Origin of the sequence: Mycobacterium scrofulaceum (assembly GCF_002086735.1) — a bacterium.
Classification (GTDB): domain Bacteria; phylum Actinomycetota; class Actinomycetes; order Mycobacteriales; family Mycobacteriaceae; genus Mycobacterium; species Mycobacterium scrofulaceum.
This window is the reverse complement of the sequence record NZ_MVIJ01000038.1, coordinates 22,346-48,496: the sequence shown is the minus strand read 5'-3', so window position 1 is coordinate 48,496 and position 26,151 is coordinate 22,346. Positions and strand designations below refer to the sequence as shown.

Sequence of the window (26,151 nt, the reverse complement as noted above, 5' to 3'; positions counted from 1 at the left end):
TCCACGGCTATTGGCGATACCGGATCGCCGCTCCGTCAAAGCATGAGGACTCGGGCACCATCACCCACTGGTGTCATCGGACGGCAAGCTTGCCCACTCTTGCCACCCAAGCTGAAGGATACGGAATACTGGTCACGAACCGGCGGACCCATAGGAGCCCGGTCCGCAGCAATCACGGGAGGCAGTTTCGATCGTGCTGGATGCCGTCCGAGCGCAGTGTCGCAAGCGGTATGCGAAAGAGGCAGCAAATTCTAGCGTCAACGACGCTGACCCGTTGGAAACGCATACTCAAGCCGAACGCAACGAACGACGATTGCAGGACGCGGTTGCCATCGTGATTTTGAGCGAGGTAAACAGATGGAATCGGCGACTCACGGAGACGCTAAGCCCGCATCATAGTCATCTCGCGCGGCGCGTGAAACATGAGATCCGAATCCCAACTGCAACAGATTTGGCGCATGCGGTGTTGCCAAGTCATGCGTTGCCAGCACCCGGCGAAAAATGTCGTCTTGTGATCCCAATCGCATTCCGGGAAAAGAATAAACTACTTTCGGGATTTACTATATCAAGCTCGCACGAGCCGATAAGCGTACTCAATTTTGGCGATGGCGAAGATTTTACAGGACGAATCCTTACGGCACTGCTCACAACTGCCGATCAAGGAGATAGAGCTTACCTACACGATGTCTCTTGGCGGCTTGCACGTGTTCTGAAGGACCGATACATACAGTACGTCGAGTTGGAAGCAACTCTGGGAGAGGTCGTTGCAATCGAATACGAAGTCCGTTTCCGCCACCATGAGGGTGTCCGGGACGAAGTGGCCGCTTGGCGACTAGCATTCGGTTGGAGACAGAACCGATTCTTATTTAAGAGCGATTTGCACCAGTACGCAGCTAGTTACCACTTTCACTTTGAAGTCCCCGACGGATACATACTTAAGAACATCACACTGGGACCGGATGATAAAAAATCCGTCCAAAATCACGTTTTCAGTGGAGCGGGGACTCCTGTAGGCCATATGTACGTTCCGACGCGAACGGGGCGAGACGGCTTAGACCCAGAACCGATCGACATATTCGTTGACTGCTTCGAGGCACCGCCTGGTAGCCAAGGCTATACCGCCATCATCGGAATGGTTATGACAGTGATACTTTTCGCCCTGATGGCTGCTCTAGAATACGGCTGGTTGCTAGATGCCCAAGGTAAATTTCAGGCTACCGGCGCGATTGCGCTTATTGCCGGAGGTCCCGCCGTCGTAGCTTCGCTGCTTCCACTGCGGGCAGAGCCTACATCCGCGATACGTACGCCCCTGACCGCCAGATTGGCACTATGGGCCAGCTTTGCAATGTCGGCCTTCGTGGCCCTAGCGTTGGCAACTCAAGGTTTCGGGTTAAACCTGCAATCCTTTAAGGATACAGGTATTGGTTTCACGTTTATAAGAGGTGCATTAATAACCGTATTCGTGTGCATTACCATAATACTTGCGATGCGCGGTTTCGCCGTAAAAAACTTCCGCGCGGGGATAACCTGGTCGGCCCTCTTGGCTACTATCCTCGGCTTCCTCATATTGCAACCAGAAGCCCCATCGTCCGAGGATGTGTTCTTCAGCGCATTTATACCGATATATATTCTTATATGGCTTCGATGCCTAGTTGGCTGGATCAAGTCCGTCTATCTCACTTCCGGGGCAAGCATCCGCTACATGAACCAAAGCGTGGTACAGTGAAAGCGCGCCACTAGAAGCATACAGATGGCATTTATGCGCATCTGGGAATGGGAGACGATGCCTGAGCTGGCTGGCAATCTCTTCGACTATCTCATGAGAAAGCTAGTCGAATCGCTCGACAGTGTCGTGGAGAGCCCGCCCCCAGACGAGCACGACACTGTCGTCGTCGTGACGGAGAAGATGCCCTCCCTCAACGTGCCGATTCCGGATGATCCAAGTCTCCGTATGGCGTTTTACGACGCTCTGGGTAGGAGTGTGGATCAGGGCCGAGTCCACGAGTTCCTTAACATGGTTTGGAACCACGACGCTCAACCAGAAACACCTGACCGCTCTGCGGCAGAGTTGGGGTCGACGTCCCGCTCGTCCGCTTCTGCCTAAGTCTCCCGCTTCTTTGTGCACGTACCAGCTGTCGCTTCGTCGTCCGCATGGGCTGTTGACGCTGGTCGCGCCGTTTACTGCGATTGCGTCCAGTGGGCGGGACCAAGCACGTAGTAAGGCAAGCTCTGGCAATGCGCCAGGCATTTTCAGCTGAGTTTTCGTTAGCCCCGCCTACTATCGCGGCATGACCGCGCCAGCTTGGAGCCTGCAACCCGGCGAGACCGTCATCCGAGAACAAATCCATGGTCAATATGGCGGCAATCCCCAAGCCGGAATTTCGAGATCGAGCTCGACGCCCAACGTGCTCGTCTACTCGGATCACGCCAAAGCGGCTGTCCACGGCTATGACTTCACGGGTGGGACTCTGAGAAGCGGATCTTCTACTACACCGGTGAAGGCCAGATAGGCAACCAGGTGATGATGCGCGGCAATCGCGCTATCGCCGAACACGACGTCGACGGCCATGCGTTGCGGCTTTTTGTTGCAGTTGGCAATCAACCCGGCTCCGGCATCCGCATCCACAGGTACGTCGGACAATTCAGCCTCGACCCCGACCTCCCTTATATCGTGCGGACTGCACCCGGTAGTGACGGTGTGCCGCGGCAGGTCTTCGTGTTCCGTCTACTGCCAGTCGGCGCAGTAGCTCAAGATGGTGGGCCCACCAGCACGATTTCGGGCGCTGGAGAGGCCGCGTCCGTTATGGCGGTGACCGTCGATGCCGTGCCACTTCAGGCCATCAACGCTGAGTCAGCCGAGGTGGAGAAGGTCGTCAGCGGCCCAATCATCCAAAAGGAAGTCCAACTGGTAGACCGCTTCCAGCAGTACCTAGAAAGTCACGATCGCGAGGTGAAGCGGTACAGGATCATTCCGGTCGGCTCAGCGCCGCTCTACAGCGATTTGGCGGATGTCACCACAAACATCCTGTATGAAGCCAAAGGGTCTGCCGACCGCATGAGTGTTCGGCTCGCGCTTGGTCAGGTACTGGACTATGGACGCTTCGTGAAGGGATCGCGCCTGGCCGTGCTCCTTCCGGCGACGCCGCCCGCCGATCTGGTTGAACTGCTCGAAAGCCACGATGTGGGTTGCATCGTCGAGACGACGCCGAGCAACTTCCTGGACATGACCAAACATGGTCGGTGTCCATAGCCAACATCGGGCCCCTCGACGAGTTGTCCATGCTTGGACAAGCGTGTTCTGGATCCCGTTGCCTTGCGCGGGGATGATTTTCCATATGCCCGCTCTGGCCCGCCACGGTACCGAAGTGAGATCGGTTTTCAGCCTGGTCGGATACGACGAGAACGATTTGACCGCTGCACTCGGTTTTGCGTTCGCGCGCTGCCCCTCGTTGCGGGAAGCCGTGTTGACGCGGGTGTGGCCAGCGGCGTTGATGGGTGCGCCGGAAGATCTCGGCCTAGCCCTAGAGGTCCGTGACGAAAATGGGCGGACAGATTTGGAAGTGCGGTCACCGAACGGATTGGTCATCTTTGAAGCAAAGCGTGGCTGGCTACTCCCGACGGTGTCGCAGCTCAAGAAGTACGCGGGCCGGATCTCTCGGCACCACAATGGCGGTGTTTTGGTCACCCTCTCCCAAGCATCGCATGCCTTGGCGAAGGCGAACCTACCCTCGCACGTTGACGGCATCCCGGTTATTCATCTGCCGTGGCGTGACGTTCTGGTCGACGTCGCGGGCGCGCGTCGCGCTTGTCGAGGACAAGAGAGGTTGTGGCTCAATGAATTACATGCGTATTTGAGGGGAGTGATACGAGTGCGCCCGGTGACCGATTGTCTGACTTACTGTGTCGTATTGAACAACGCCAAACCCGGGGACGGCGGTGCTCACACTTACCTTGAGTTCGTTACTGAGGAGCATTGCTACTTTCATCCCTACGGCGAGGGAGGCTGGCCGACCGACCCTCCAAATTTCATGGCTTTCCGGTGGGCCGGAGCGGTGCGGCGCATCCATCGCGTATGTAACGCGGAGGTCGTTCCGTCGCTACTTGATCGGTGGCCGGACATTCCTGCGACACCTCTCACCGCGCGACCGCATGCCGTCTACGACCTGGGGCCGCGGATACCGCCGTTCGATCCGATTCCAAACGGAGCGCAGTACCGTGCTTCTCGGCTGTGGGTCTTGCTCGACCAATTACAAACGTCGCCAACGCTTTCGGAAGCGATGAAGGGCACCAAGGCGCTGAGGGGTTAGGCACCGCCACCGCGCATCGGTATGCACCGAATGGCCCAACTGTCGCCGACTTCAGAAGATATGACCAACCACCGTCGGTCTGCCACGGACCGATCACTCCTAATTAGGGTTGATTCATGGGTGGCGAGTTCATCGAGATCCGGGTAACCCACCCCAGGGAACTCATCCAGCCAGCGCCTGAAGTCCTCCGCCCGCGGCTGCTGGACTGGCAGGTTGACGCCAAGGGTAGACACGTCGCCTGGCGTTACCGCATAACCCGCTACGAGCAAGATGGCCAACCGAGGTGGTGGTTGGACGGGACCGGCCAGCACCCCTGGACCAGCGACGACGTCGAGTACCTGAAGGACGTGGCAGAGGAGCACGCCGGTCGACTATTGCGCAGGCAGCGATGGCGGCCCAAGAGCATGTACAACGGCCAGGAGCCACCGCTGTGGATAGTTGGTCGAGGGTGGTCTTCATGACTCCCACCCTCACGAACATTTGGCGGCCGATACCACGCACGAGCCTCGTCATTGTCTTCGATTCGGCCTACCTGACCATTCCCCACCGCACCCGATCGCCTGGACCGACCATTGCTCAGCCCTACCGGCTCTTACCACCCGGAGATACCTGGCTATCCCACCATTGCCGCAGGTTTGCCCACCATGCCCGCACGTCTTCCCCGACCTGACCCAACGGTGTAGCACCCAGGCCCTGGGTCGGCTGAGCCTCTGCGGCGTGGTGGTCAGCAACGTACTTGCACTGCCAGCATTCAAAGGTCGGAGCCCCGACCGGGACATTCTGTACCGCGTTGCACCGAGGACAGGCGACGGCTTCTGTGCCCTCCGGTGGTGCTGGGAACGGTTGTGCCGATGGTTGGGCGCTGCGGGCCGCCATTGCCAGAGCTACCACCCAGCCAATGAACGTCCAACCCAAGAATAGGTTGACGATGAACACCGAGCCGAAGCTCGGCACCTTCCGCATCTTGGCGACGATCGAGGGTATGAAGTAGCCCAGTAGCAGCACCAGCATCAATCCGGTGAGTCCGTGGCTGTTGCCGTTGCCGTTGCCGTTGTCGGTGCGTGCGTCAGCCAGCGCGATAGGCGCGGTGACCGCCAAAACAAGCGCCAACACCGCAGATGAACCGGCGATGATCTTAGTTGGCGCGAGCATAAGCGAGAGGTTATGTCGCTGAGCCCAGCACCCTAAGGTGCACAAGTCCCCGAGTTGGCTGACCTAAGTCCTAGGTTCGCTGGCGCGGCCTGAGCGCGCGGACTTGGGGGCGTCAACCCCGCTGGCCGGGCGGGGTTTCGCGATCATCTCGATCGAGTAACCGGACGCAGAAAGTCGGAACGTCGAGGAGAAAGCAATGTGAACGCGCCTGACGATGCGCCACAAACTCACATTCCGGCGAGTTCCTGTGCCCGAGCTTTTGCAATCTGTCCAATCTTAAACGCAGTAACCGCGCCGTTGTAGATGTTCACAGCATTTCCTGCTAATTGCCGTTGCAAGCGATCTACGCCGACCTCGGTCTTCGTCTTTGCGCCCACGCGAGTCGCCCAAGTGCAATTGTGAACGAATCCACTCATCAAGCGGTACTGAAGCTCGACCTCAGTTGGATGGCTGAACTGGCCACGTTCGTGCATCATCACGCTAGCGCAAGAAATTATCTCGGTCTCATTGATGTTGCCGAACCCGTCGGGCTTGGGCAGCTTGGTTTTGCCAGTGCTGGCGAACATTCGGCAATATTCCTTGAAGATCATGTCGAGTCGGGCCGGAGCACTGGCGATCAGTTCCTCTGTCTTGTGCAGGGATTCCGCTCGCTCTGCTTCTTGCATCGCCGGATTGGCTGCGTACAGTTTTCCGAATGTCAGCTCTTGTTTCAGGTCGTAAAACGCCAACCGAAGCGCACGCATGCGTCGTGTTACTTCATCGCCACAAACCAGCCAATGAGTGGTGGACGCGCCAGCCAACGCCGAGCGAAGCAAAGAAAATTGCGAGAAAATCATTGGCCCATTCATTGATTCCAGGGTCCATGTGGCAAGCTGCAAGTGATCGAAAGTGCTGAATAGCCGGTTGACCACTAACTCCTGAAACGACGCGCCGAATCCAATCAAGTAGCGGTTGTCAGCGTCAAGCGCCGAGCCGCTCGTGGGCCATATGTCTTGCGTTTCTTGAAGCTCCTGCTGTACGCGGGTTCGCAAGCTGTAGTACTCGAACCGCTGCCAAGCCTGGCGGTCGACTGTGAAGGTGACCTCCCTCGCAGGCTCGCGGGGGTTTAGTGGCGATTCATCGTCGGCTGAGTGGTTGCCATTGTCAGCGGTTCGGGTCACCCATCCACGGTAATTCGACCCACTGACATTCCCACCGACAAAGACAGAGTGAGTGACTTAGCCGCCCTGCGCGCACCCAGTTGGACCCTCCATTCTGCTCTTGACGCCGTCAAGGCTCGAGAACGAAACCGCAGGTAACGAACGGGACCGAGCCGGAACGAGACGGAGCGAACATGCAGCTAGACCGGTATTTTGCCTGGTCCACGCAGGGGTTCGAGTCCCCTTAGCTCCACCGGGGACGTCTTACCCTAAGCGCTGTTCTCCTCGCGCGAGGCTTGCATAGCCAAGTTGTTGATCAACTGCCGGCCCTCGGCGGTGCGTAACACGGGCAGCATTGCGGAGACGACACCTGCGGCGGTGAGCGCAAGACGCACCAGACCGTCGGGCGCCGTGTCTGCTTCGCTGAGCACCTCGTACTCCGCGCTGGGATCTCGCGAGTGTTGTGCCATGGCCATCCGGGCCACGAGCCGGTTGTCGCGGTCGAGGCCGATCTCCTCGTCGGTGGCCGCCAAGGTGAAGGTTTCGCCGATCTCGGCGACTTCATCCGGTTCGCAGAGCTGAGCCACCAGTTGCCACAAGATCGAGATGGTGGCGCGGATCAGCTGTGGCAGCCGGTTGGCCGGGATGACTTCGTCGTCGACGATGACGCGCATGCCCGCTTCGTCGCCGCGCTCACCGTGCTGAATGAGTGCCAATGCGCGACGGAAGTCTGCCGCACCCACACTGTCGTCACCGCTCATGCTGTCTATCCTGCCGAATGGCTGCGAGCGCACCGAATGTGGTCAATTCACGGATGCAGGTTCCACTGGCCGCAATCGCCGGCGAGGACGTCGTTGACGTCGACTTGCAGCCCCCCGACTACCGGGCCAGGATTCGACGGCGTGCTCACCACGCGTTGGTAGAGAACTGCCGCAGGGTCGACCTTGCCGCCGGACCACGCCTTGGTTTGCCAGGCCCACCGGTGGCCGGGGGTACGTGAATTGCCGATCACGCCGTCGGCGGCGGCCCATCGGCACACGTCGATCCCGCCGTAGACGCCGGTGCGCTGCACTCCCAGTACCGAATTGATTCCGCGAAACCACTTGAGCGCCAAATTATTCCAGGTGTCGCGGTTGATGTCCTCGTCGACGCTGAAGAAGATCGGGGCGCTGTGACCGCCGCCCGCGGCGGTATGCAGCGCCCAGGCGGTGCGGGCGTCGGCTACGCCGCCCTCGAATCCGCGCCTGAAATCCGATGGCGCCGTCCCGCCCGGCTTGCCGTATTGGTAATTGCTGACGATCACGAGCCCGGCGGCGGTCAGCTGCTCGGCGTAAGGCCGCGTGATCGGCTTGGCGCCCATGGACGAGCCGGGCCGCGAGAGCGAGACGTAATTGACGACCCCGGAGTAGCCGGCGGCTCGAATGTGGTCCGCTGGAATTTGGCGCATGGCGAAATCGATCAGTTTGGGGGTCGCGCCGGCCGCGGTAGGGATGGCAGCCGCCGTCGGGACGGCAACGCTGGTCGATGCCGCATACAGCCCCGGTAGTGCGGGCATGGCAATCGCGTAGCGCAATAAGTCGCGCCGGGGAATGGGGCGCGGCCGACGCACATTCGCCGGCAAGTTCTGCATCGCGTGATGTTAAATTTGTGACTTTTGTCAACAGAAGTGGCGCGTAGCAGTCGATATCAAATCGGTTTCTGCGGTTGATCGTGTCGAGTCCATGGCTGAAGCGCCGGCGACGAGCGGCGAAATCTCAGAAACCTCGTACCGCCGGTACGCATAACCGGCGACCAGGGTGGGTACGCGGCCGAGTGAACGGTTGTTCGCAGCGAGTCGCGAGGGAGCTTTCGATGCCCGAGGTCCAACTTCATCACGATGGACACCCACGATATCGCCGGATGGTGCGATTTGACTGGTCCGAGACGCCACTGCACTGGGTGCCCGACGACCCTTTCGCAACGCACATGATGAACGTTCTGCATCTGCTGCTCCCCGAGGGCGAGCGGCACTTCATCAAGGCCGTCCTGGAAGCGTCGTCGCTGGTTGACGACCCCGAGCTGGAGGCGGCGATCAAACCGTTTATCCAACAGGAGTCCTGGCACGCGTGGGCGCACCAAGTGGTGCTCGACCACCTGGCCGAACAGGGCATCGACACCAAGCCGTACACCTCCCGGCTCCGGAAGATGCTGTCGGTTGCGCTGGGTGATCCGCCGAAATTTTTCCCGCCGGCGATGAAGCGCTGGTGGTTGTATCGCCGGTTGGCGGACGTCGCGGCGCTGGAGCATTACACCGCGATGTTGGGGCAATGGGTGCTACAGAACCGAGGGCTGGATTATGCGGGCACTGACCCGATGATGCTGGATCTGCTGCGCTGGCACGGCGCCGAGGAGGTCGAACATCGCTCGCTGGTGTTCGACGTCTACCAGCATGTGTGTGGCAACTACTTCATCAGGGCCTTCTCGATGGTGATGACCACCCCGCTGTTTTACGGGTGGTGGATCGCCGGAGCCAAATACCTGATGGCTCATGACCCGACCATCGATCAGAAATGGCGCTGGCGCGATTGGCTTCGTGCGGCCCGCGAGTACAAGTTGCCCGGTCCCTGGCAGCTGATGGTGACGCAACCCGCCAGGTACATGCGACCCCATCATCACCCGGGTCCCGAAGCGGTCACGGAGATGGCGGTCGAATACATCAAGAAGTCGCCGGCGGCAAAGGCCGCCCGCGAACGGGCCCAGCTAGAAGGAAAGGCCGCGGTTCGATGAAGGTTTCGGTCGACCTCGACACCTGCGACGGCAACGGCGTCTGTATGAGCCTGTGCCACGACGTTTTTGATGTGCGCGAGGATGGGTTGCACTTGCTCCAAGACGAGCCGCGACGGGAGCTACGCGGACCGTTGAAGGCTGCCGAAGTGTCCTGCCCCACCGGGGCGATCGTGGTGGAGGACTGACGCGATGCCCGGGCAACTGAACCAGGTCGTCGTCGTCGGTGCCGGCGTGGCCGGGATGGGTGCGGCGGAGACGCTACGACGGGACGGCTTTGACGGTGCCCTGACGATTGTCGGCGCCGAACGGCACGCCCCCTACCATCGACCGCCGCTGTCGAAGAAGTTGCTCAGCGGGCAGGTGCACCGAGCCGGCATCGACATGGCGCCGCAGTTCGACATGGATGCGCGGGTACTTCGAGGTGCCACGGCGGTCGGGCTCGACCTATCCGCGCGCACCGTCCGGGTCCGCGACGAGGGTCAGACCCTGTCCCTGGACTTCGACGGCGTCGTCATCGCCAGTGGCGCCGAGCCACGCCAGTGGCCCGGCCGAGCTCCCGAAGGCGTGTTCCTGCTGCGGACGGTCGAGGACTGTCTGAAGATTCGGGAACGACTCGGCTCGCGTCCCCGTGTCGTGGTGGTCGGAGGCGGATTCATCGGTAGTGAGGTCGCCGCGACCTGCCGATTGCTGGGGTTGGATGTGGTGCTCGTCGAGAAGGCATCCGGGCCGCTGGTTCAAGCATTGGGCGCGGAGCTCGCGCCGTGCTGGGCGAAATTGCATCGAGAGCACGGTGTGGACCTGCGCGTCGGCGTGGGCGTCGACGGATTCGTCGGCAACGGGCACGTGGAGGCCGTCCGACTCACCGACGGTTCCCAGGTGCCGGCCGATGTGGTCATCGTCGGCCTGGGCGTCACACCCGCCACCGGCTGGTTGGAAGGCTCGGGACTGCGCTTGGATGACGGAGTGGTCTGCGATGCGAAAGGTGTCGCCGAGGGCAACGACGGCGATGGCATTGTCGTCGCGGCCGGTGACGTCGCGCGCTGGTGGCACCCGCTGTACGAACGGCACCTGCGTACCGAGCACTGGGACGACGCGGGCCGTCAGGGCGCGGCCGCGGCGCGCACCCTGCTGGCCGAGCCCGAGCGCGCCGAAGTTTTCGACGAAGTGCCGTACTTCTGGTCCGACCACTACGACGTCAAGCTGCAGATGCTGGGCGTGCCGACCGATTACGACGCCGTTGAGGTCGTCGAGGGCGACCAGAACTCAGGGGAGTTCGTCGCCGCCTACGGGCGCGGCGGTCGCACGATCGCGGTGCTCGGGACGATGCCCGGTCGGGTGCATGCCTATCGCGAGGCCATAGAGAAGCGCGCCGAGTTTCCGCCGGGCCGACCGGATTAGGAAGTCCCGCCGGCGGGTGGCCGGCGGGACAAGTGGTGGACGGCGAAAGTCACTGTCCAGGAACGAGAATCGTCTTCCCCGGCAGCCGATTGGCGTCCGAGTCGTCGTGCACGGCGGCCACGTCGGTCAGCGGGCGGCGATCGGCGACGTCGATCACCAGCCGTCCGGCATCGACGCGGCTGACGAGTCCGGCCAATTCGCCGGCGTCGCTGCGGACGAACACGCGCTGCGCGCGCACCCGCCGTGCCGGGTCCTCCTCGCCCGACGTCATCGTGCCGACGTAGAACCCACCGTCGGCGACGAGGCCGACCAGGGCCGCGGTCTGCTCCGGCACGGTGCTGACCAGGTTGAACACCACGTCGAACGGCTGTCCGGCCACGGCGAGCGGGGTGGCCGCGTAGTCGATGTAGTCGATGATCCGGTCGGCGCCATGGCGGCGCAGCCGGGTCTCGCTTCGGGCCGAGGCGGTCGCGGTGACGACGGCTCCGGCCTGCTTGGCCAGCTGAACCGCGTAGCCGCCGACCGCTCCGCCGGCGCCGTTGATCAAAATGGACTGTCCCGCAGCCAGTTCGGCAACCTCGAACAGGGCCTGCCAGGCCGTCAAACCGACGGTCGGCAGCGCGGCGGCGTCGGCCAGCGGCACCGCCCTCGGCGCGGCGGTGAGCGCTGCGGCCGGCGCGAGCGCGTACTCGGCGGCGGCGCCGGGAGCGTCCAGCGGAAGCAACCCGACCACGGCGTCGCCGACTTTCCAGCCGCTCGTCTCAGGGCCGACTTCGGCGATCGTTCCCGCGACGTCGATTCCCGGCGTGTGCGGGAAGGAGATCGCGTACACCTCGGACAGGTAGCCGCCACGGATGCCCGCATCGACCGGGTTGAACGAGGTTCCGGCCACCTTCACCAAGACCTGGCCCGGGCCGGGCGCCGGCCGGCGGACCTCTTCGTACTGCAGCACGTCGCTGCCGCCGTAACGGTGGTATTGCACAGCCTTCATGATCTTCTCCGTTCGGTAAGTGCTTCGAGATCGAAGCAGTTGCGGTCGGTACAACTTGCTTCGAATTCGAAGTGATTCCGCTGCGCGGAGTGACAACCGCCACATTGCTTCGATGTCGAAGCTTATGATCGGGGCATGGCCGAAACCCTCCAGCCGCAGCAGATGCGCGCCTACTTCGCCCTGATGGAGGCGGTCAGCCTGCTGCAGTACGCCGTGCAACGGCAGCTACGGACCGAGGGCGATCTCAGCTACGTGCAGTTCGAGATCCTGGCCAAACTCGCCGATGCCCAGCGCGAATTGACCATGACCGAGCTGGCCGACGGCGTGGTGTACAGCCGCAGTGGCCTGACGCATCAGGCAGGTCTGCTGGAGGGGGCGGGCCTCATCGCCCGCGAGGCCAGCGACGCCGACCAGCGCGCCACGGTCGTTCGCATCACGGAAGCCGGCCACGCGCGTCTCGCCAAGGTCTTGCCCGGCCACATCCGTGTGGTGGGCGACCAACTGTTCGACGCACTCTCGGCCGAGGACGTGCGCGCGCTCGGCGACATCATGAGTCGGGCGCGCGACCACATGCGCGCCGGGCCGGCCCGCTCGGCGGCCCCCCGCAAGCGTGACCGCTCTATCGCAGTCGAGCCCAAACATTAAGCCCCGGCAACGACTTGGTGGAGACTGGGCAGCGGGCATGCGTCGATGTACCCGCCGATTAGGTTTTCGCCTGAACGCGCATTACTCTTGCCCGCGGTTCTGATTGCGACTCTCCGAAAGCAGCCATGCCCATCCAGCCCACCCTGCTGCGCCGACAATCGCTGCGCAGCGCCCGCGCCTCGCGGGTCGCTCCCGGCGTGAAGTGCCCGATTGTCGGTCAGTGCTTCGATATCGAGGTCACTCGCGACGCCGACGGCTGGCTGATCAAGATCCCGGAGATCGGCAGGGTCACCCGCGCCGGCCGCCGGAACGCGGTGGAGCTGATGGCACGCGAATGCATCGCCACCTGGACCGGCATCCCGATCGGGTATGTCGCCGTCTATGTCGTGAGCGAGAACGTATAACGCGCCTTGCCCCGCGTAAGTGGCCAAGGTGTGTCCCGCGCGTGACCTCGGCGCGACGATGACACGAAACGCTCAACACCATGACGATGCTGGCGGCCGTCGCGGCCCTCGCGATGGCAATGGGCGTCGGGTACTACTTCGGCCGGCGAGCGGGATCGACGCCACAAAGCTGGAAGCGACGAACGAGCCGTGTCGCCCTCGGGCGGCTCGCGATCAGTCTGCTCGTGTTGTTCACCGCGCGCCGTGCGATGACGCTGTGGGCGCCGAGGTTTGTCGCACCGCTGGGCCTGCTGCGCGGTAGCGTGGCGCGGATTCGCCCCTACTGACCACGAGGACCGGCATGTCAGCACTGCAGGGCAAGGTCGCGTTCGTGACCGGAGCGTCGTCAGGTCTCGGCGCTGAGACGGCCCGGCTCTTTTCCCGCCAGGGCGCAACGGTCTTCGGGATCGGTCGCGACACCGCACGCCTGGGCGAGGTGTTCGCCGATGTGCAAAAGGGTTCGTACGCATCGGTGGACGTCGCTTCCGCGCAGGCGTGTCGCGACGCGGTCGAGCGGTGTGTGCGCGAATTGGGCGGACTCGACATCCTGGTCAACGTTGCCGGCCGGCACCAGATGCGTCGGACGGAGTCGATGACCGACGAGGATTGGGCGCACGATCTCGCGGTCAACCTCAACGGGCCGTTCTATCTCTGTCGGGCCGCGCTGCCCCGGCTGCTGGAGCGGGGCGGCAACATCGTCAACGTCGCCTCCATCGCCGGGGTCGAGGGCCAGGCGTATTCGGCCGGCTACTGCGCCGCCAAGCACGGGCTGATCGGGCTCACCCGCGCCCTGGCGGTGGAGTACACCGCGGATCGGTTGCGCGTCAACGCCGTCTGCCCGGGCGGCATGCTCACACCGCAGATCGAACACTTCAGCGCACCGGAGGACCCCAACTACGACCTGATCATGCGGACGGCCTCGCCGCGCGGCATGATGCAGCCCCTTGACGTCGCCAACGTGATCGCCTTCCTGGCCAGCGATGCCGCCGCCGCCGTGCACGGGGCCGTCTACCGCGTCGACAACGGCAAGGGCGCCGGCTAGCTCGTCATGCCTGCCGCAGCGGGCGGGCGCGCACCAGGGTCGGCCACCAGAACCACGGCCCCAGGATGCGCAGGATGCACGGCACGACGAACGAACGGACGATCAGCGTGTCGAGCAGCAGGCCGATGCACACCGTGGAACCCACCTGGCCGATGGTGCGCAGGTCGCTGGTGAGCATCGCCAGCATGGTGAAGGCGAAGACCAAACCGGCCGACGTCACGACGCCGCCCGTGCTGCCGAGCGCGCGGATCAGACCGGTGTGGATTCCGCCGTGCAACTCTTCTTTTACCCTGTTGATCAGCAGCAGGTTGTAGTCCGACCCGACGGCCACCAGGATGATGAACGTCAGCGGCAGGACGAGCCAGTGCAGATGCAGGCCGATCAGGTGTTGCCAGACGAGGATGGACAGGCCGAACGCGCCGGCGTAGGAGAAGGCCACCGTTCCGGGAATCACCAAGGCGGCCACCAGGCTTCGCGTGATGAACATCATGATCAGGAAGATCAGCACGAAGGCGGCGATCGCCGCGATCATGAGATCGGACATCGCGTATTCTTTGATGTCCTTGTCGTTGGACCCCGATCCGCCGATGTAGATCCGCGCGCCGGCAAGCGAGGTCTCTTTGAGGATCGTCTTGATGGCGTCGGGGAACTGCTCGACGTGTTCGACGCCTTCGGGGCCCATCGCGTCGCCCTCGTGGGTGACGATGAACCGGGCGGCCTTGCCGTCCGGTGACATCATCAGTTTCATGCCCGTCTTGACGTCGTCGTTGTCGAAACCCTCGTGCGGGATGTAGAAGTAGTCATCGCTGCGGGATTTGTCGAAGTCGTTGCCCACGTTGATCAGATCATCGAAGGTCTGCTCGGTCTGGATGGTCTGCAGATCGGCGGACCCGTAGCTGTTGACCAACTTCTTCTGCAACGCTTCGGTGTCGTCGGCGGTGGCCTTCAGCTGGGCGATGATCTGCGGGAATGCCTTGTCCACCTCTTCGAGTGAGACCTTCGCGTCCGCGATGTCGTCGGCCAGCTTGTCGATTTGATCGATCGTCTCGAACAGCGAACGAAACGTCCAGCAAATTGGGATGTCGAAACAGTGCCTCTCCCAATAGAAGTAGCTCTTGATCGGCCGGAAGAAATCGTCGACGTTGGAGACCTCGTCCCTGATGTCGTCGCTGACCCTTTGCAGGTCTTCGACGGTGAGCACGGTCTGGTGCAGCTCGTCGGACACCTTCTGGAAAAAGCCGATCTCTTTGCGCAACACCTCGACCGAGTGCGCCTGGATGTCGGCCTGCGCATCGGTGTTGGAGTTCTGCTCCCGGCTGAACGGGAGTTGCTGTCCGTTGCCGCTGCCCTGCGTGGTGAACAAGTAGGGAATGCTGGCGTGCTCGAGCGCCCGGCCCAGGGGTCTTGTCATCCCTTGCACCATCGCCACACCGTGCAGGCGAATCAGCGCTTTGGCGACCCGGTCCAGCGAGATGAAGTCGGCCGAGTTGCGCATGTCGTGATCGGTTTCGACCATGAGCATCTCGGAGAAGAGCTTGCTCTTGGGGAAGTGCCGGTCGGCCGCCTGGAACCCCAGGTTCGCGGGCGCACTGGCCGGCTGGTACTGCCTGTCGTCGTAGTTCTGCCGGTAGGTGGGAACGAAGATCGCCCCGAGCATGACGACGGCCGAACTGGCCACCAGGATCGGCACCGGCCACCGCACCACGCTCGCCCCGATGCGCCGATACAGGTAGCCCTTGGCGTTGGTCCTCGGGTCGAACATCCCGAACAGACTGCCGACGGTCAGCGCCGCGGGGCCCAGCGTCATCGCCGCGGCGATGGTGAACAGCATGGTGATCGCCACGGCCGGCCCCATGGTGTGGAAGTAGTTCAGGCGCGCGAACGTCAAGCAGTAACACGCGCCGGCGATCGTCAGCCCGGAGCCGATGATGATGGGCGCGACGCCCTTGTAGGCGATGTAGAAACTGTCCTCCCGGCTTTCGCCGGCCTGGCGGGCCTCGTGATAGCGGCCCATCAGGAAGATGCCGTAATCCGTTCCCGCGCCCAGGGTCAGCGCGATGACGATGTTCACGGCGAACGACGAGAGTTCGATGTATCCGTAGTGCCCGAGCGTCGAGATGACCCCTTTCGCCACGAGCATCTCGATGAGCACGCCGAGCAAAGGCACCAAGAGGGTGGAGGGGGCGCGGTAGACCAGCAGCAGCATCACGACGATGAGGCAGATCGTGACGATCGTGACGTTGTTCAGGCTCGCGTTCGCGATGGCCAGCGTGTCCGAGGCCAGCGGGGCCGCGCCGCTGACGTAGACCTTGAGGCCGGGCGGTGGTGTGTCATTCTTGACGATGTCGCGGACGGCCGCCACGGATTCGTTGGCCTGGATCTGCCCGATGTCGCCGGCGAGGCGCAACAGCACGTAGGTGCACTTGCCATCCACGCTCTGGGCTCCCGCCGCGGTGAATGGCTTGCCCCACAGGTCCATCACGTATTGCACGTGCCGGGTGTCGTGCTGCAGGCGGCGCATCAGATCGTCGTAGTACCGGTGATCCTGGTCGCCCAGCGGCCGGTTCGCCTCGAAAACCACCATCGTCAGGTTGGTCGAGTTGGATTCGTGGAACTTCTCGCCGATGTGCAGCAGCGCCCGCTGCGAGGGCGCGTAGTGCGGGACCATCGGTCCCGCGAGCTCTTCTGCGACCCGTTCCACTTGGGGCATAAAGGTATTCGTGGTGACCGCGAGCAGTCCCCAGAAGAAGATGATCGGGATCGCGAAGGCCCGCACCATCCGGGGGATGAACGGGCGTTTGACCCGGGGCTCGTCGAGGCGATGCTCGGTCATGCCGATTTCACCCTGCACTCGACGTCGGCGTCCGGATGGTCGTCCGATTGCTCGTCGCGGACGACGCCGTCCACCAGCATCCGGCAACTCACCTGACCGCTACGCACATGAACCGAGATGCTTCCGGACGCGACCGAGAGCGTGGTGGTCTCCGTGTGGGACCACGGCAGGGAGGTGATCTCGACCTGATGCGGGTGACCGTCGATGTCGATGTAGACGAGCTTGCCCCCGTTGCCGGCGTCGCCGAACACCTCGTAGGTGATCCGTTTGAGATTGAACTGCTCGGGTGCCTGTGGACCGTTGACGGTGATGACCGGCTCCGGTTCGGAGAACTGGTGCACCTTGTACATGCACAGCAGGCCCACGCCGACGGCGACCACGGTGACCAACGGCATCCAGCCTCGCTGCAAGGCAGTCCTGGCGAATGAACGACGGCTCACTCGATCACCTTTCGCGCCCCGGTCCTAGTTACCTTCTCGCTTCGCCTCCGCCCACATCGGGACGGCCAAGCCCCCGGCATATATCAAGCAGGTTGACATATGCCGGTAAAAAGATTACTGCAACCGGTCCACCGGCGCGATCCGGGTGGGCCCAACCGCGGTCGCGGACCTTTCATGACGCGACGGGCGCGCTGCGCAGACGCCTCTTGAGCCGCGCACTACTACGCAGCCGGAGAGCGAGATTCGAGGAGGTGAACATCGGGATCAACCCGAGAAATGTGCGCTCGGAGGGCGTGGCTCCGTGCAGGTGATAAAGACTGCCGAAGACGTAGAAGCAGCCCAGCATGAACAGGGCGCCCGGGATGCAAAGCGCCATGAAGGAGCCACGGTCGGCGACGATCTGCCGTGCGTAATCCAGCTCGTCCGGAGACATCGGCTCGCGTTTGCGCAGTTTGCGGACGACCGTTTTGGCGCTGCCGATTTCCTCGCTGAGCGGGCTCGTTGTCCGCCTCTCCATCCGTCTGACGTATACGGCGGCAACGGCGGCGAGCGCCAATGCAAGTCCCAGGCTGATCACGGTCAGCAGGCCGAACACACCCTCAGTCACTGTCGCACTCCTTCGGGTCACCGATTCCGGTCGTGGACCACCTCGCGGACGATGGGCCTGATCCGGCCGGTGCTCATTTAGGCAACCTTACTTCTCGGAGATCAGAACCCGAAGTCGCCGCCGCCCGAATCCGAGCCTCCGCCGAAGTCCGAGCCTCCGCCGAAGTCCGCTCCACCGGAGTCCCAGCCGCCGCCGAAGTCGACGTCACCGCCGCCTGAGTCGTAGCCGCCGCCGAACCCGACGTCGCCCTGCGGGCTGTCGTAGCCGGCGCTCTGGCCACCGTCATAGCCGGTATCCGCATACGCCGAGTCGCGGCCGGCCTCGAACCCTCGCTCGTACCCGCCGCCGCCCCAATGGTCGTCCAGCAGCGCATCCATCAGCAGCACGTCCGTGAGCGCCCAGCCCCAACCCGGACCCCAGAAGGCGTACGGGTAGTAGCCCGGAGAGAAGAACATCCCGTTGTAGTAGCCGCCCCCGTAGTAGTGCGGATAGCCGGGCTGCGGGGTGGTGCTGTAGTTGGTGTTGTTGATCGTCACGTACTCACCGGTGTCGGGGTTCTTCGTCCGCACCGAAGCCTGCCTGCGCTCGTCCTCCGGCACCGCGCCGTCGGCTGTGACGTTGCCCGCCGCGCGCCCCGGGTACAGCTTCTGGTTGGCTCTGGCCACCGTCGACTCCACCACCCGCAGGTGCGCGCGCGCCGCGCCGTAGTCACCGGTCTCGTAGGCCTTCCGGGCGTCGTACAGGCCGGCGTTGGCCTTCGTCGACTCGGCGCTGACGTCCGTTTCGCTGTTGGTCAGCACCGCGTTGTCGAGGTCGCCGACGTCCGACGTCGCGGCGATCAGCTCCTGCTTGATCTGCTCGCGCGCCTCGGCGTCCTTGCGGCGCTTACGGTTTCGGCTGACACCGAACCAGAGCAAGGCGACCACGCTCAACGCGACCGCGAGGAAGACCAGCAGGCTCCACAGCCATGCCCAGCGGTCGGGGTTCTGGTGCACGGCAGGTGAGGTGGTGGCCGCCGGCCCCGCGGTGGATACGTCCACCCTGGCCAATTTGCTGACGAATTCACTCGTCGCGCCCTGCGGGTCGTTGCGGTGGGCCCTGGCCGACTGGCTCATCAACGGGTCGACGCTGTCCGCGATCGCCTTGGGCACGTTATAGGCGCGCACGTGATAACCCCTGGCGTCGATCACCAGAATGATCCCGCTGAATGCGGGGTCGCGCCCGAGGATGACGTTGTGGATGGCGTCCGGGGTGGTCACCCCGGTCTGGCCGGGGGCCACCGCCGCCACCCAGATCGGCGGCGCGGAACTCCACGTCCAGCGGCTGGCCAGGATCTGGTCGTTCAGCCTGTCCGGGTCCGGCAACGGCGGCCTCGCCCCCGGATCGGCCACCACGTGCGTCTGGGCGTTGAATTTGCCCACCAGTTGATCGGTGTAGGTGTCGGCCGAAGCGGCCGGCGCGAGCAACATCGCCAGAGCCACGGTCAACGGGGCCAGCACAAGCCCACGGAATCGTCGGGTCACTTTCCTCCTGCCAGGGGTCGCAATGCTGATCCTTGCTGCGGACCGTGAAAACGTCCACTGTCGTCCGACGGCCGCCCGTCGTAACCTGAACGGCGTGAGCGCCCGGCGCAGCCCGTTTCGGCCCGATCTGCTGGCAGGCAAGGTGGCGTTGGTCACCGGCGGCGCCACCGGCCTGGGCCTGGAAACCGCCCGGGTGCTCGGCAGCCACGGCGCCCGGATCGCCGTCTGCAGCCGCAAGGAGGCCAACCTGCAGGCGGCCGTTGCGGTGTTGAAAGACGCGGGGATAGAAGCCATTTACGGTGTCTGCGACGTCCGTCAACATCAGGACGTGACGTCCGTCGTCGGGGAGGTGATACGCGCGTTCGGCCGGCTCGACGTTGTCGTCAACAACGCCGCCGGGAACTTTCCCGTGCCGATCAGCGGCCTGAGCGCGGGTGGATTCAAGGCGGTGGTCGACATCGACCTGCTGGGGACGTTCAACGTGTCGAAGGCGGCCTACGAGCTTTGGCTGCGCGATCACGGCGGATCGGTGGTGAACATCAGCGCGGCGACCCAGTACCGCGGGATGGCGTTGCAGTCCCACGTCGTGTCGGCCAAGGCCGGCATCGACGCGTTCACCCGTGCCTGCGCCATCGAGTGGGGTCCCGACGGCGTCCGGGTCAATGTCGTTGCGCCCGGGGCGATGTCAGGGACCGAGGGGGTGAAGAGGATCGCCGGCGACGACGCGCACCGCACGACGCAGAATCCCTTGCGGCGGCCGGGCTCGACGACCGAGGTCGCCGAGGCGGTGCTCTTCCTCGCCGGCGACGCGGCGTCGTACGTCACCGGGGCGACGCTCGTCGTCGACGGCGGCGGATGGCTGACCGCCAGCGGAGTGCCGGACCTGCCGGGCTACCGCTAGATCTTGACGGTCAGCGGCCACACGTTCCAGATGTCGTCGCAGTACTCGGTGATGGCCCGATCCGACGAGAATTTGCCGCTGCGAGCCGTATTGAGAATCGACATCTTCGTCCACGACTCCGTGTCCTGCCAGGCGGCACTCACCTGCTCCTGGCAGTTCACGTAGGACGCGTAGTCGGCGCACACCAGGAAGGGGTCGTCATGGCGCAGGTTGTCCACCAGCGGCCGGAACACCTCGGTGTCGCCGCGGGAGAACGTGCCGTCGGCAATGAGTTCCAGGACCGCGCGCAGCTCGTCGTTTCGATCGATGTACTCGGCCGGACGGTATCCCCCCGCCTTGACGGTTTCGACCTCCTGCTCGGTCAGTCCGAACAGGAAAAAGTTCTCCGGGCCCACCTCGTCGCGCATCTCCACATTCGCGCCGTCGAGGGTGCCGACGGTCAGGGCGCCGTTGATCATGAACTTCATGTTCCCGGTGCCCGACGCTTCCTTGCCCGCGGTGGAGATCTGCTCGGACAGGTCGGCGGCCGGGTAGATCATGTGGGCGTTCTGCACGTTGAAGTTGGGCACGAACGCCACCTTCAGGAACCGGTTGACGTCCGGGTCGGCGTTGACGGTTTCCCCGACCGCGTTGATCAGCTTGATGATTCGTTTTGCCATGAAGTACCCGGGCGCGGCCTTGCCGCCGAAGATGAAGGCGCGCTGGGGAATCGACAGCCCGGGGGTCTGCTTGATCCGGTGGTACAGGGTCACGACGTGCAGGACGTTGAGGTGCTGACGCTTGTACTCGTGGATGCGCTTGACCTGGACGTCGAACATCCAGTCGGGGTTCAGCTCGACGCCGGCCACCGAGCGGATGTACTTGGCCAGGCGCGCCTTGTTGTTGCGTTTGATGTCGCGCCATTCCCGGCGGAAGGCGGCGTCCTCGACGAACGGCTCGAGTCCCCGCAGGCGGCCCAAATCGGTCAGCCAGCCGTCGCCGACGGTGCGGTCCAACAGTTCCCGCAGCCCCGGGTTGGCCAGTGCCAAGAAGCGGCGCGGCGTCACCCCGTTGGTCTTGTTGCTGAACCGCTCCGGCCACATCTCGTAAAAGTCCTTGAGCACACTGCTTTTCAGCAGCTCCGAGTGCAGCGCGGCGACGCCGTTGATGGCGTGGCTGCCGACGGTGGCCAGGTGCGCCATCCGGATGCTCTTGCCGCCGTTTTCGCCGATGAGCGACATCCTGCTGACCCGCTCGTCGTCACCGGGGAACCGGGCGCGCACCTCGTCGAGGAAGCGCCGGTTGATTTCGTAGATGATCTCGAGGTGGCGCGGTAGCGACTCGGCGAAGAGCTCCAGCGGCCAGGTCTCCAGCGCCTCGGGCAGCAGCGTGTGGTTGGTGTAGCCGAACGTCGCGACGGTGATCTCCCACGCCTCGTCCCAGTCCAGCCGCCGTTCGTCGACCAGCAACCGCATGAGCTCGGCCACGCCGATCGATGGATGGGTGTCGTTGAGCTGCAGGGCGAAACGCTGGGGCAGTTCCTTGACCGAAACGTCGGCGAGGTCGTCCATGATGTGCAGGACGTGCTGCAGGGAGCACGACACGAAGAAGTACTGCTGCAGCAGGCGCAGCTGCTTGCCCGCCTCCGGCTCGTCGTTCGGGTAGAGCACCTTGGTGACCGTCTCCGACATCACCTCGTCCTCGACCGCCCCGTAATAGTCACCGGTGTTGAAGGCATCCAGGGCGAACGACTTGACGGCGCGGGCGCTCCACAACGTCAGCACGTTGCAGGTGTTGACGCCGTAACCCTGGATCGGCGTGTCATAGGCGACGCCCTTCAGCACCCGGCCCGGCACCCACCGCACGCGGTCATGGCCGTCGTCGTCGGTGTGGTGCGCGGCATAGCCGCCCCATTTGACCAAATAGTTGACGTCGGGTTTGGCGATCTCCCAAGGGTTCCCGTGGTCCAGCCAGTTGTCGGTCTGCTCGACCTGCCAGCCGTCGTGGATCTCCTGGTCGAAAATGCCGAACTCGTAGCGGATTCCGTAACCGATCGCCGGCCGCTCCAGGGTAGCCAGCGAGTCCAGGTAACACGCGGCCAGCCGGCCGAGGCCGCCGTTGCCCAGTCCCGGCTCCTCCTCGCACGCCAGCACCGTGTCCAAATTCTGGCCCATCGCCGCCAGCGCTTCGCGGGCCGCCCGTTCCATGCCGAGGTTCAGCAGGTTGTTGCCCAGTTGCGGGCCCATCAGGAATTCGGCCGACAGGTAGCAGGTCACCTTGCGGCCCAGATCGAGTGAGGTCTGCGTGGACACGACGCGGCGGTCCTGCATGCGGTCGCGCACGGCCAGTGCGAGCGCACGATAGTAGTGCTCGGGCCTCCGCGCGGCGGCCGGGCGGCCGATCGAGTAGCGCAGGTGGTCGTTGATCGCCCGCTGCAGCGCGGCCGCGCCCATCCCGGTGCGGGAGTGCTCAACCAGATCGGCCCTGGCGGGGCTGGAGGGAGAGAGACCGTCCGGAGGCGTGCGATCGACATCGGTCATGGTGAGTCCTGCTCCCTAGAGGTTGCCGCAATTCAACCGAGCCGCCCGCGGGCGACAGAGCGTCAGTCTGGCAGCGATGTTTGCACATCAGGCGCGCAGTTGAAGGCCGTTACGTAAACACCGGCTCACGGGCCGGCGACGAAACGGCGCTGATGGCGGTCAGTGCGCACCGGACAGGTTCAGCGTGACCACGCCGGCGATGATCAACGCGATCCCCACCACCTTGGCGACGGTTATGGTCGAGCCCAGGAACAGCACGGCGATCAGCACGATGAGGGCTGTGCCGATCGCCGACCACAAGGCGTAGGCCACGTCGGTCTGCATGCCCCGTGAGATCGACAGCGCCAGCAGCGCGAAGGAGATCGCATAACCGGTCAGGCAGATGACGGTCGGCCACAGCCGGGTGAAGCCTTCCGTGCTCTTGAGCAGGCTGGTCGCGATCACCTCCACGAAGATTGCGCAGAAGAGAAGCAGATAGGTCACGACGCCTCCTTGCGGCCGGAAGTACAGGTAACTGTGTACAGGACACGCTGCGGAAGGATCGCGCCGTATGAGCTTTGCGGCGTGCCCATTGACGTTCGACGTGGGCGACGTGGTCGGCGAGCAAGCGTCCCTGGCGGGGACTTACTATCCCGCGCGCACCGGCACGCAGGCGCGGGGACGCGTTGTCGACGTGTCACCGGATCCCGCGCCGAGGCCGGCCTGTTATCGCAGCTGCCCGGACATCACCACCCTCGTCCTGGCCGACAGCGGGCACTGCCACAACATGGCGTCGACTCGGTATCGGCTTTGGCGACGCCTGCTGGACTGGACCGCGTCCGTAACCTGTGCAGCGTGACAAAAGATTTGGACCTGCGATTGGGACGCCACACCCCGGCCGTGCTGAGCGTGTTTCGTTGCGTCTACGGTTTGCTGTTCGCCGCATACGGCTCGAGGAGTCTGTTCGACTTTCCCGTTGCCTCGCCCGTCCGCGTCGAGTTCGGGTCGTGGCCCGGCTGGTACGCCGGGTTGATCGAAGTCGTCGCGGGCCTGCTCATCGCCTCCGGGCTGTTCACGCGCCCCGTCGCCTTCGTGGCCTCGGGGCAGATGGCGGTCGCCTATTTCTGGATCCATCAACCCCAGGCGCTCTGGCCGGTCGCCGATCCGCCCGCGGGCAACGGCGGCGCGTTGGCGATCCTGTTCTGTTTCGCGTTCCTCCTGCTGGTCTTCACCGGCGGCGGGAGCTGCTCGATCGACGCGCTGCGGGGGAGGGCCCTTCCCCCGCACCGGTGATAATGGCATTCTCTGATACGGAGAAGCTATTTCCGTAGGAGGTCCAGGATGGGCGCTGACCCGAGGTGTGACGGGATGGTGGCCCTGGTCACCGGAAGCAGCCGTGGGCTGGGTAAGGCGATCGCCGCCCGACTGGCCGCGCGCGGCGCCACCGTCGCGCTGACCGCCCGCACGATGGAGCCGGATCCCAAATACCAAGGCTCGCTGAGCCAGACGCGGGACGAGATCATCGCGGCCGGCGGCAAGGCCGTGGCGATCCCGGCCGATCTGTCCCAATCCGGAGAAAGGGAAAGGCTTTTCGCCGACGTGGTCGACGCCGTCGGCGCACCGGAAATCCTGGTCAACAACGCCGCGGTCACCTTCCTGCGGCCCCTCGACGGGTTTCCGGAACGGCGGGTCCGCCTGATGCTGGAGATGCATGTTCTCGGCCCGCTGCAATTGAGCCAGCTGGCGATCCCGGCGATGCGCGAGCGTGGGCGGGGCTGGATCCTGAACCTCACCTCGGTCGGCGGCGATCTGCCGCCGGGCCCCCCGTTCTCGGAATTCGACCGCACCGCGGGCTTCGGCATCTACGGGACGGTCAAGGCCGCACTCAACCGGCTGACGAAAAGCCTTGCGGCCGAGTTGTACGACGACGGGATCGCCGTCAACGCCGCCGCACCCAGCAATCCGGTGGCCACGCCGGGAGCCGGCACGCTCGACCTGGCCAAGACCGACACCGAGGACATCGAACTGATCACCGAGACCGCCTTTCGGCTGTGCACCGGCGATCCGAAGATCCTGACCGGGCGCATCGCGCACACCCAAGACTTCCTCGCCGAGGTCGGCTGGACCGACCCCGTCGGCTGAATGACCGAGCTCGACTCGCAGGAGATGAGGCGCCGGCTGGAGGTCGCCGGGGTCACCGGCATCGCCCCCCTGTCCGGGGGCGCCTCCAGCCTCACGTTCGAAGGCGCCCTCGGTGGCCGGCCGGTGGTGATCAAGGTCGCCCCGCCGGGTGTCGAGCCGGTCGGTCATCGCGACGTGCTGCGCCAGGCACGCGTCATCAAAGCTCTTGCGGCAACCGAGGTTCCCGTGCCGGAGGTGTTGTGGGAGGACCAAGGGGACCCACCGGCGAGGCCGGCCCTGTTCGTGATGTCACGCGCCGAAGGCGACTGTGTGGAACCGCTTTTCGACGGTTGCGCCGCTGCTCCCGAGCTCGCCGAACGCTACCGCAACGCGTGCCGGGCCATGGCCGCGCTGCACAGGCTGTCCCCGGCCGAGATCGGCCTGGGTGATGAACCGATTGTCGACGCGGTCGCCGAGGTCCGGCGATGGTCTCAGACGCTGGAGACGGTCGACGCGGCGCTGGTGCCCGGTTGGACGCGAGTGCGTGACGCGCTGTTGGGTTGCGCGCCAACGGCAATGGCGCCGAGCGTGGTGCACGGTGATTTCCGGCTGGGCAACCTGCTGGCCGCCGGATCGCGCGTCAACGCCGTGATCGATTGGGAGATCTGGTCGGTGGGGGATCCGCGCATCGACGCGGGCTGGTTCCTGATCAATTGCGACCCGGACACCTACCGGCGCGTGTCGGGCGCGACGGGCATGGCGCCGCCGGTGGCGGAGCTGGCCGAGATCTACCAAGGGCAGCTCGGCCGTCAGGCCACCGACCTGGGCTGGTTCCGCGCGCTGGCGTGCTTCAAGTCGGCGGCGACGTGGTCGCTGATCGTCAAGCACAACCGGCGCAGGCGTGCACCGCGGGCGGAATGGGAGGCCATGGTGGCAACGCTTCCGGGGTTGCTGGACCGGGCTCGATCACTGCTGGATCAACGGCGCGGCTGATCAGCTGCAGTTGGCGCGGAGATTCTGGCACCACATTCCGACGCCGCCCCAGTCACCCGCCGGGCCACTCTCGTCGAGGGGGTTCGTCAGCATGGTGGGGTACTGAATCTCCCATTCGTCGATCGCGTCCGAGATGTCGGGCTGCTGTGCAGGATCCGGAGATGCGAGCGCCCTTCCGGCCGTAAACCCGGCGCCGCCCGTCAAAGCCGCGGCGACCACCGCGCCCGCCACAAGCAGACCTGCGAACCTGCTGATCATCATCGCGGCCTTTCCGTCGGCTGCCCGAACTGCCAATTCTACCTTCGCTGTCTACATCGCATAAGAGTTACAAACGGACAACGACTTTGATCGG

28 protein-coding genes and 1 pseudogene are annotated in these 26,151 nt (G+C 64.1%); 17 read left to right on the top strand and 12 right to left on the bottom strand.

Annotated elements, in window-relative coordinates:
* Positions 1–193: 193 nt before the first annotated feature.
* The 5 genes from BST44_RS29670 to BST44_RS21290 all read left to right on the top strand — a co-directional run bounded on the left by BST44_RS29670 (position 194) and on the right by BST44_RS21290 (position 4,768).
* Positions 194–1,726, top strand: a complete 1,533-nt coding sequence (locus tag BST44_RS29670) for a hypothetical protein (protein WP_142274619.1) — start codon at positions 194–196, stop codon at positions 1,724–1,726.
* A gap of 57 nt (positions 1,727–1,783) precedes the next feature.
* A complete protein-coding gene (locus tag BST44_RS21305) occupies positions 1,784–2,104 on the top strand; it encodes a hypothetical protein (RefSeq protein WP_158086669.1) in 321 nt (106 codons plus the stop codon).
* A gap of 375 nt (positions 2,105–2,479) precedes the next feature.
* Positions 2,480–3,250: an SRA domain-containing endonuclease gene (locus BST44_RS21300; RefSeq protein WP_500684510.1), complete on the top strand. Its 771-nt coding sequence runs from the start codon at positions 2,480–2,482 to the stop codon at positions 3,248–3,250.
* Between the two features lie 85 nt (positions 3,251–3,335).
* On the top strand, positions 3,336–4,307 hold the full coding sequence (locus BST44_RS21295) for a hypothetical protein (protein ID WP_083179086.1): 972 nt from the start codon (positions 3,336–3,338) through the stop codon (positions 4,305–4,307).
* Between the two features lie 116 nt (positions 4,308–4,423).
* Positions 4,424–4,768, top strand: coding sequence for a hypothetical protein (locus tag BST44_RS21290; protein WP_083179074.1), 345 nt, complete (start codon positions 4,424–4,426; stop codon positions 4,766–4,768).
* Positions 4,769–4,889: 121 nt separating this feature from the next.
* Here BST44_RS21290 and BST44_RS30690 read toward each other — a convergent pair whose 3' ends face one another.
* From BST44_RS30690 to BST44_RS21270, 4 genes are all read right to left on the bottom strand, one after another.
* Positions 4,890–5,459, bottom strand: coding sequence for a superinfection immunity protein (locus BST44_RS30690; protein WP_208619860.1), 570 nt, complete (start codon positions 5,457–5,459; stop codon positions 4,890–4,892).
* Positions 5,460–5,686: 227 nt separating this feature from the next.
* Entirely contained in the window at positions 5,687–6,619 is a 933-nt protein-coding gene (locus BST44_RS21280; protein ID WP_083179073.1) for a hypothetical protein, read from the bottom strand.
* Between the two features lie 248 nt (positions 6,620–6,867).
* Positions 6,868–7,359, bottom strand: a complete 492-nt coding sequence (locus BST44_RS21275; protein WP_083179072.1) for a hypothetical protein — start codon at positions 7,357–7,359, stop codon at positions 6,868–6,870.
* A gap of 47 nt (positions 7,360–7,406) precedes the next feature.
* On the bottom strand, positions 7,407–8,228 hold the full coding sequence (locus BST44_RS21270) for a DUF1906 domain-containing protein (protein ID WP_083179071.1): 822 nt from the start codon (positions 8,226–8,228) through the stop codon (positions 7,407–7,409).
* A 221-nt stretch (positions 8,229–8,449) separates the two neighbouring features.
* On the opposite strand from BST44_RS21270, the gene BST44_RS21265 reads away from it, so the two are divergent.
* From BST44_RS21265 to BST44_RS21255, 3 genes are read left to right on the top strand one after another with little or no spacing between them, the layout of a single operon-like run.
* Complete coding sequence (locus BST44_RS21265; protein WP_065517749.1) at positions 8,450–9,364, top strand: metal-dependent hydrolase; 915 nt, start codon at positions 8,450–8,452, stop codon at positions 9,362–9,364.
* The gene (locus tag BST44_RS21260; RefSeq protein WP_083179070.1) at positions 9,361–9,549 is read left to right on the top strand and encodes a ferredoxin; all 189 of its coding nucleotides are present in this window, start codon (positions 9,361–9,363) and stop codon (positions 9,547–9,549) included. Before BST44_RS21265 ends, BST44_RS21260 begins: the two co-directional genes overlap by 4 nt.
* A gap of 4 nt (positions 9,550–9,553) precedes the next feature.
* A complete protein-coding gene (locus BST44_RS21255) occupies positions 9,554–10,762 on the top strand; it encodes an NAD(P)/FAD-dependent oxidoreductase (protein ID WP_083179069.1) in 1,209 nt (402 codons plus the stop codon).
* Between the two features lie 49 nt (positions 10,763–10,811).
* Here BST44_RS21255 and BST44_RS21250 read toward each other — a convergent pair whose 3' ends face one another.
* Positions 10,812–11,753, bottom strand: a complete 942-nt coding sequence (locus BST44_RS21250; protein WP_083179068.1) for an NADP-dependent oxidoreductase — start codon at positions 11,751–11,753, stop codon at positions 10,812–10,814.
* A gap of 135 nt (positions 11,754–11,888) precedes the next feature.
* Here BST44_RS21250 and BST44_RS21245 point away from each other — a divergent pair, with 135 nt between their 5' ends.
* From BST44_RS21245 to BST44_RS21230, 4 genes are all read left to right on the top strand, one after another.
* Positions 11,889–12,398, top strand: coding sequence for a MarR family winged helix-turn-helix transcriptional regulator (locus tag BST44_RS21245; protein ID WP_083179067.1), 510 nt, complete (start codon positions 11,889–11,891; stop codon positions 12,396–12,398).
* Between the two features lie 209 nt (positions 12,399–12,607).
* The gene (locus BST44_RS21240; protein ID WP_083179084.1) at positions 12,608–12,802 is read left to right on the top strand and encodes a long chain fatty acid-CoA synthetase Faa4p; all 195 of its coding nucleotides are present in this window, start codon (positions 12,608–12,610) and stop codon (positions 12,800–12,802) included.
* Positions 12,803–12,882: 80 nt separating this feature from the next.
* On the top strand, positions 12,883–13,128 hold the full coding sequence (locus BST44_RS21235; protein ID WP_083179066.1) for a hypothetical protein: 246 nt from the start codon (positions 12,883–12,885) through the stop codon (positions 13,126–13,128).
* 14 nt (positions 13,129–13,142) lie between these two features.
* Positions 13,143–13,883 (top strand): SDR family NAD(P)-dependent oxidoreductase, encoded by a 741-nt coding sequence (locus tag BST44_RS21230; protein ID WP_083179065.1) that lies wholly within the window; start codon positions 13,143–13,145, stop codon positions 13,881–13,883.
* A 4-nt stretch (positions 13,884–13,887) separates the two neighbouring features.
* Here the strand turns inward: BST44_RS21230 and BST44_RS21225 are convergent, their stop codons facing one another.
* From BST44_RS21225 to BST44_RS21210, 4 genes are all read right to left on the bottom strand, one after another.
* A complete protein-coding gene (locus BST44_RS21225) occupies positions 13,888–16,716 on the bottom strand; it encodes an MMPL/RND family transporter (protein WP_083179064.1) in 2,829 nt (942 codons plus the stop codon).
* Positions 16,713–17,111, bottom strand: a complete 399-nt coding sequence (locus BST44_RS21220; protein ID WP_007171174.1) for an MmpS family transport accessory protein — start codon at positions 17,109–17,111, stop codon at positions 16,713–16,715. The genes BST44_RS21225 and BST44_RS21220 overlap by 4 nt, the downstream gene beginning before the upstream one ends.
* A gap of 217 nt (positions 17,112–17,328) precedes the next feature.
* Positions 17,329–17,763: a hypothetical protein gene (locus tag BST44_RS21215; protein ID WP_083179063.1), complete on the bottom strand. Its 435-nt coding sequence runs from the start codon at positions 17,761–17,763 to the stop codon at positions 17,329–17,331.
* 101 nt (positions 17,764–17,864) lie between these two features.
* Complete coding sequence (locus BST44_RS21210) at positions 17,865–19,286, bottom strand: hypothetical protein (protein WP_083179062.1); 1,422 nt, start codon at positions 19,284–19,286, stop codon at positions 17,865–17,867.
* 94 nt (positions 19,287–19,380) lie between these two features.
* Here BST44_RS21210 and BST44_RS21205 point away from each other — a divergent pair, with 94 nt between their 5' ends.
* Positions 19,381–20,187, top strand: a complete 807-nt coding sequence (locus BST44_RS21205; protein ID WP_208619859.1) for an SDR family oxidoreductase — start codon at positions 19,381–19,383, stop codon at positions 20,185–20,187.
* Here the strand turns inward: BST44_RS21205 and BST44_RS21200 are convergent.
* Positions 20,184–22,619, bottom strand: coding sequence for a glycogen/starch/alpha-glucan phosphorylase (locus BST44_RS21200; protein WP_083179060.1), 2,436 nt, complete (start codon positions 22,617–22,619; stop codon positions 20,184–20,186). The genes BST44_RS21205 and BST44_RS21200 overlap by 4 nt on opposite strands.
* A 246-nt stretch (positions 22,620–22,865) precedes the next feature.
* Entirely contained in the window at positions 22,866–23,189 is a 324-nt protein-coding gene (locus BST44_RS21195; protein WP_083179059.1) for a DMT family transporter, read from the bottom strand.
* A gap of 181 nt (positions 23,190–23,370) precedes the next feature.
* Between BST44_RS21195 and BST44_RS21190 the strand changes: the two are divergent.
* The 4 genes and pseudogenes from BST44_RS21190 to BST44_RS21175 form a co-directional block, all read left to right on the top strand.
* Positions 23,371–23,544: pseudogene (locus tag BST44_RS21190) on the top strand (alpha/beta hydrolase); the annotation flags it as partial.
* Entirely contained in the window at positions 23,541–23,978 is a 438-nt protein-coding gene (locus tag BST44_RS21185) for a DoxX family protein (RefSeq protein ID WP_083179058.1), read from the top strand. The pseudogene BST44_RS21190 and the gene BST44_RS21185, both read left to right, overlap by 4 nt.
* A 48-nt stretch (positions 23,979–24,026) precedes the next feature.
* Positions 24,027–24,827 carry an SDR family NAD(P)-dependent oxidoreductase gene (locus BST44_RS21180; RefSeq protein ID WP_083179057.1) on the top strand — a complete coding sequence of 267 codons (801 nt, stop codon included), beginning with the start codon at positions 24,027–24,029 and terminating at the stop codon, positions 24,825–24,827.
* Entirely contained in the window at positions 24,828–25,799 is a 972-nt protein-coding gene (locus tag BST44_RS21175) for a phosphotransferase family protein (RefSeq protein WP_083179056.1), read from the top strand.
* Here the strand turns inward: BST44_RS21175 and BST44_RS21170 are convergent, their stop codons facing one another.
* A complete protein-coding gene (locus BST44_RS21170) occupies positions 25,800–26,057 on the bottom strand; it encodes a hypothetical protein (RefSeq protein ID WP_244184889.1) in 258 nt (85 codons plus the stop codon).
* Positions 26,058–26,151 lie beyond the last annotated feature (94 nt).

Excerpts from the sequence above, each read along its gene's own strand:
- BST44_RS21275 (WP_083179072.1), bottom strand. The coding sequence starts at position 7,359 with ATGAGCGGTGACGACAGTGTGGGTGCGGCAGACTTCCGTCGCGCATTG.
- BST44_RS21230 (WP_083179065.1), top strand. The coding sequence starts at position 13,143 with ATGTCAGCACTGCAGGGCAAGGTCGCGTTCGTGACCGGAGCGTCGTCA.
- BST44_RS21295 (WP_083179086.1), top strand. The coding sequence starts at position 3,336 with ATGCCCGCTCTGGCCCGCCACGGTACCGAAGTGAGATCGGTTTTCAGC.
- BST44_RS21220 (WP_007171174.1), bottom strand. The coding sequence starts at position 17,111 with ATGCCGTTGGTCACCGTGGTCGCCGTCGGCGTGGGCCTGCTGTGCATG.
- BST44_RS21175 (WP_083179056.1), top strand. The coding sequence starts at position 24,828 with ATGACCGAGCTCGACTCGCAGGAGATGAGGCGCCGGCTGGAGGTCGCC.
- BST44_RS21245 (WP_083179067.1), top strand. The coding sequence starts at position 11,889 with ATGGCCGAAACCCTCCAGCCGCAGCAGATGCGCGCCTACTTCGCCCTG.
- BST44_RS21225 (WP_083179064.1), bottom strand. The coding sequence starts at position 16,716 with ATGACCGAGCATCGCCTCGACGAGCCCCGGGTCAAACGCCCGTTCATC.
- BST44_RS21235 (WP_083179066.1), top strand. The coding sequence starts at position 12,883 with ATGACGATGCTGGCGGCCGTCGCGGCCCTCGCGATGGCAATGGGCGTC.
- BST44_RS21255 (WP_083179069.1), top strand. The coding sequence starts at position 9,554 with ATGCCCGGGCAACTGAACCAGGTCGTCGTCGTCGGTGCCGGCGTGGCC.
- BST44_RS21180 (WP_083179057.1), top strand. The coding sequence starts at position 24,027 with ATGGGCGCTGACCCGAGGTGTGACGGGATGGTGGCCCTGGTCACCGGA.
- BST44_RS21170 (WP_244184889.1), bottom strand. The coding sequence starts at position 26,057 with ATGATCAGCAGGTTCGCAGGTCTGCTTGTGGCGGGCGCGGTGGTCGCC.
- BST44_RS21290 (WP_083179074.1), top strand. The coding sequence starts at position 4,424 with ATGGGTGGCGAGTTCATCGAGATCCGGGTAACCCACCCCAGGGAACTC.
- BST44_RS21260 (WP_083179070.1), top strand. The coding sequence starts at position 9,361 with ATGAAGGTTTCGGTCGACCTCGACACCTGCGACGGCAACGGCGTCTGT.
- BST44_RS21250 (WP_083179068.1), bottom strand. The coding sequence starts at position 11,753 with ATGAAGGCTGTGCAATACCACCGTTACGGCGGCAGCGACGTGCTGCAG.
- BST44_RS21305 (WP_158086669.1), top strand. The coding sequence starts at position 1,784 with ATGCCTGAGCTGGCTGGCAATCTCTTCGACTATCTCATGAGAAAGCTA.
- BST44_RS21200 (WP_083179060.1), bottom strand. The coding sequence starts at position 22,619 with ATGGGCGCGGCCGCGCTGCAGCGGGCGATCAACGACCACCTGCGCTAC.
- BST44_RS21265 (WP_065517749.1), top strand. The coding sequence starts at position 8,450 with ATGCCCGAGGTCCAACTTCATCACGATGGACACCCACGATATCGCCGG.
- BST44_RS30690 (WP_208619860.1), bottom strand. The coding sequence starts at position 5,459 with ATGCTCGCGCCAACTAAGATCATCGCCGGTTCATCTGCGGTGTTGGCG.
- BST44_RS21270 (WP_083179071.1), bottom strand. The coding sequence starts at position 8,228 with ATGCAGAACTTGCCGGCGAATGTGCGTCGGCCGCGCCCCATTCCCCGG.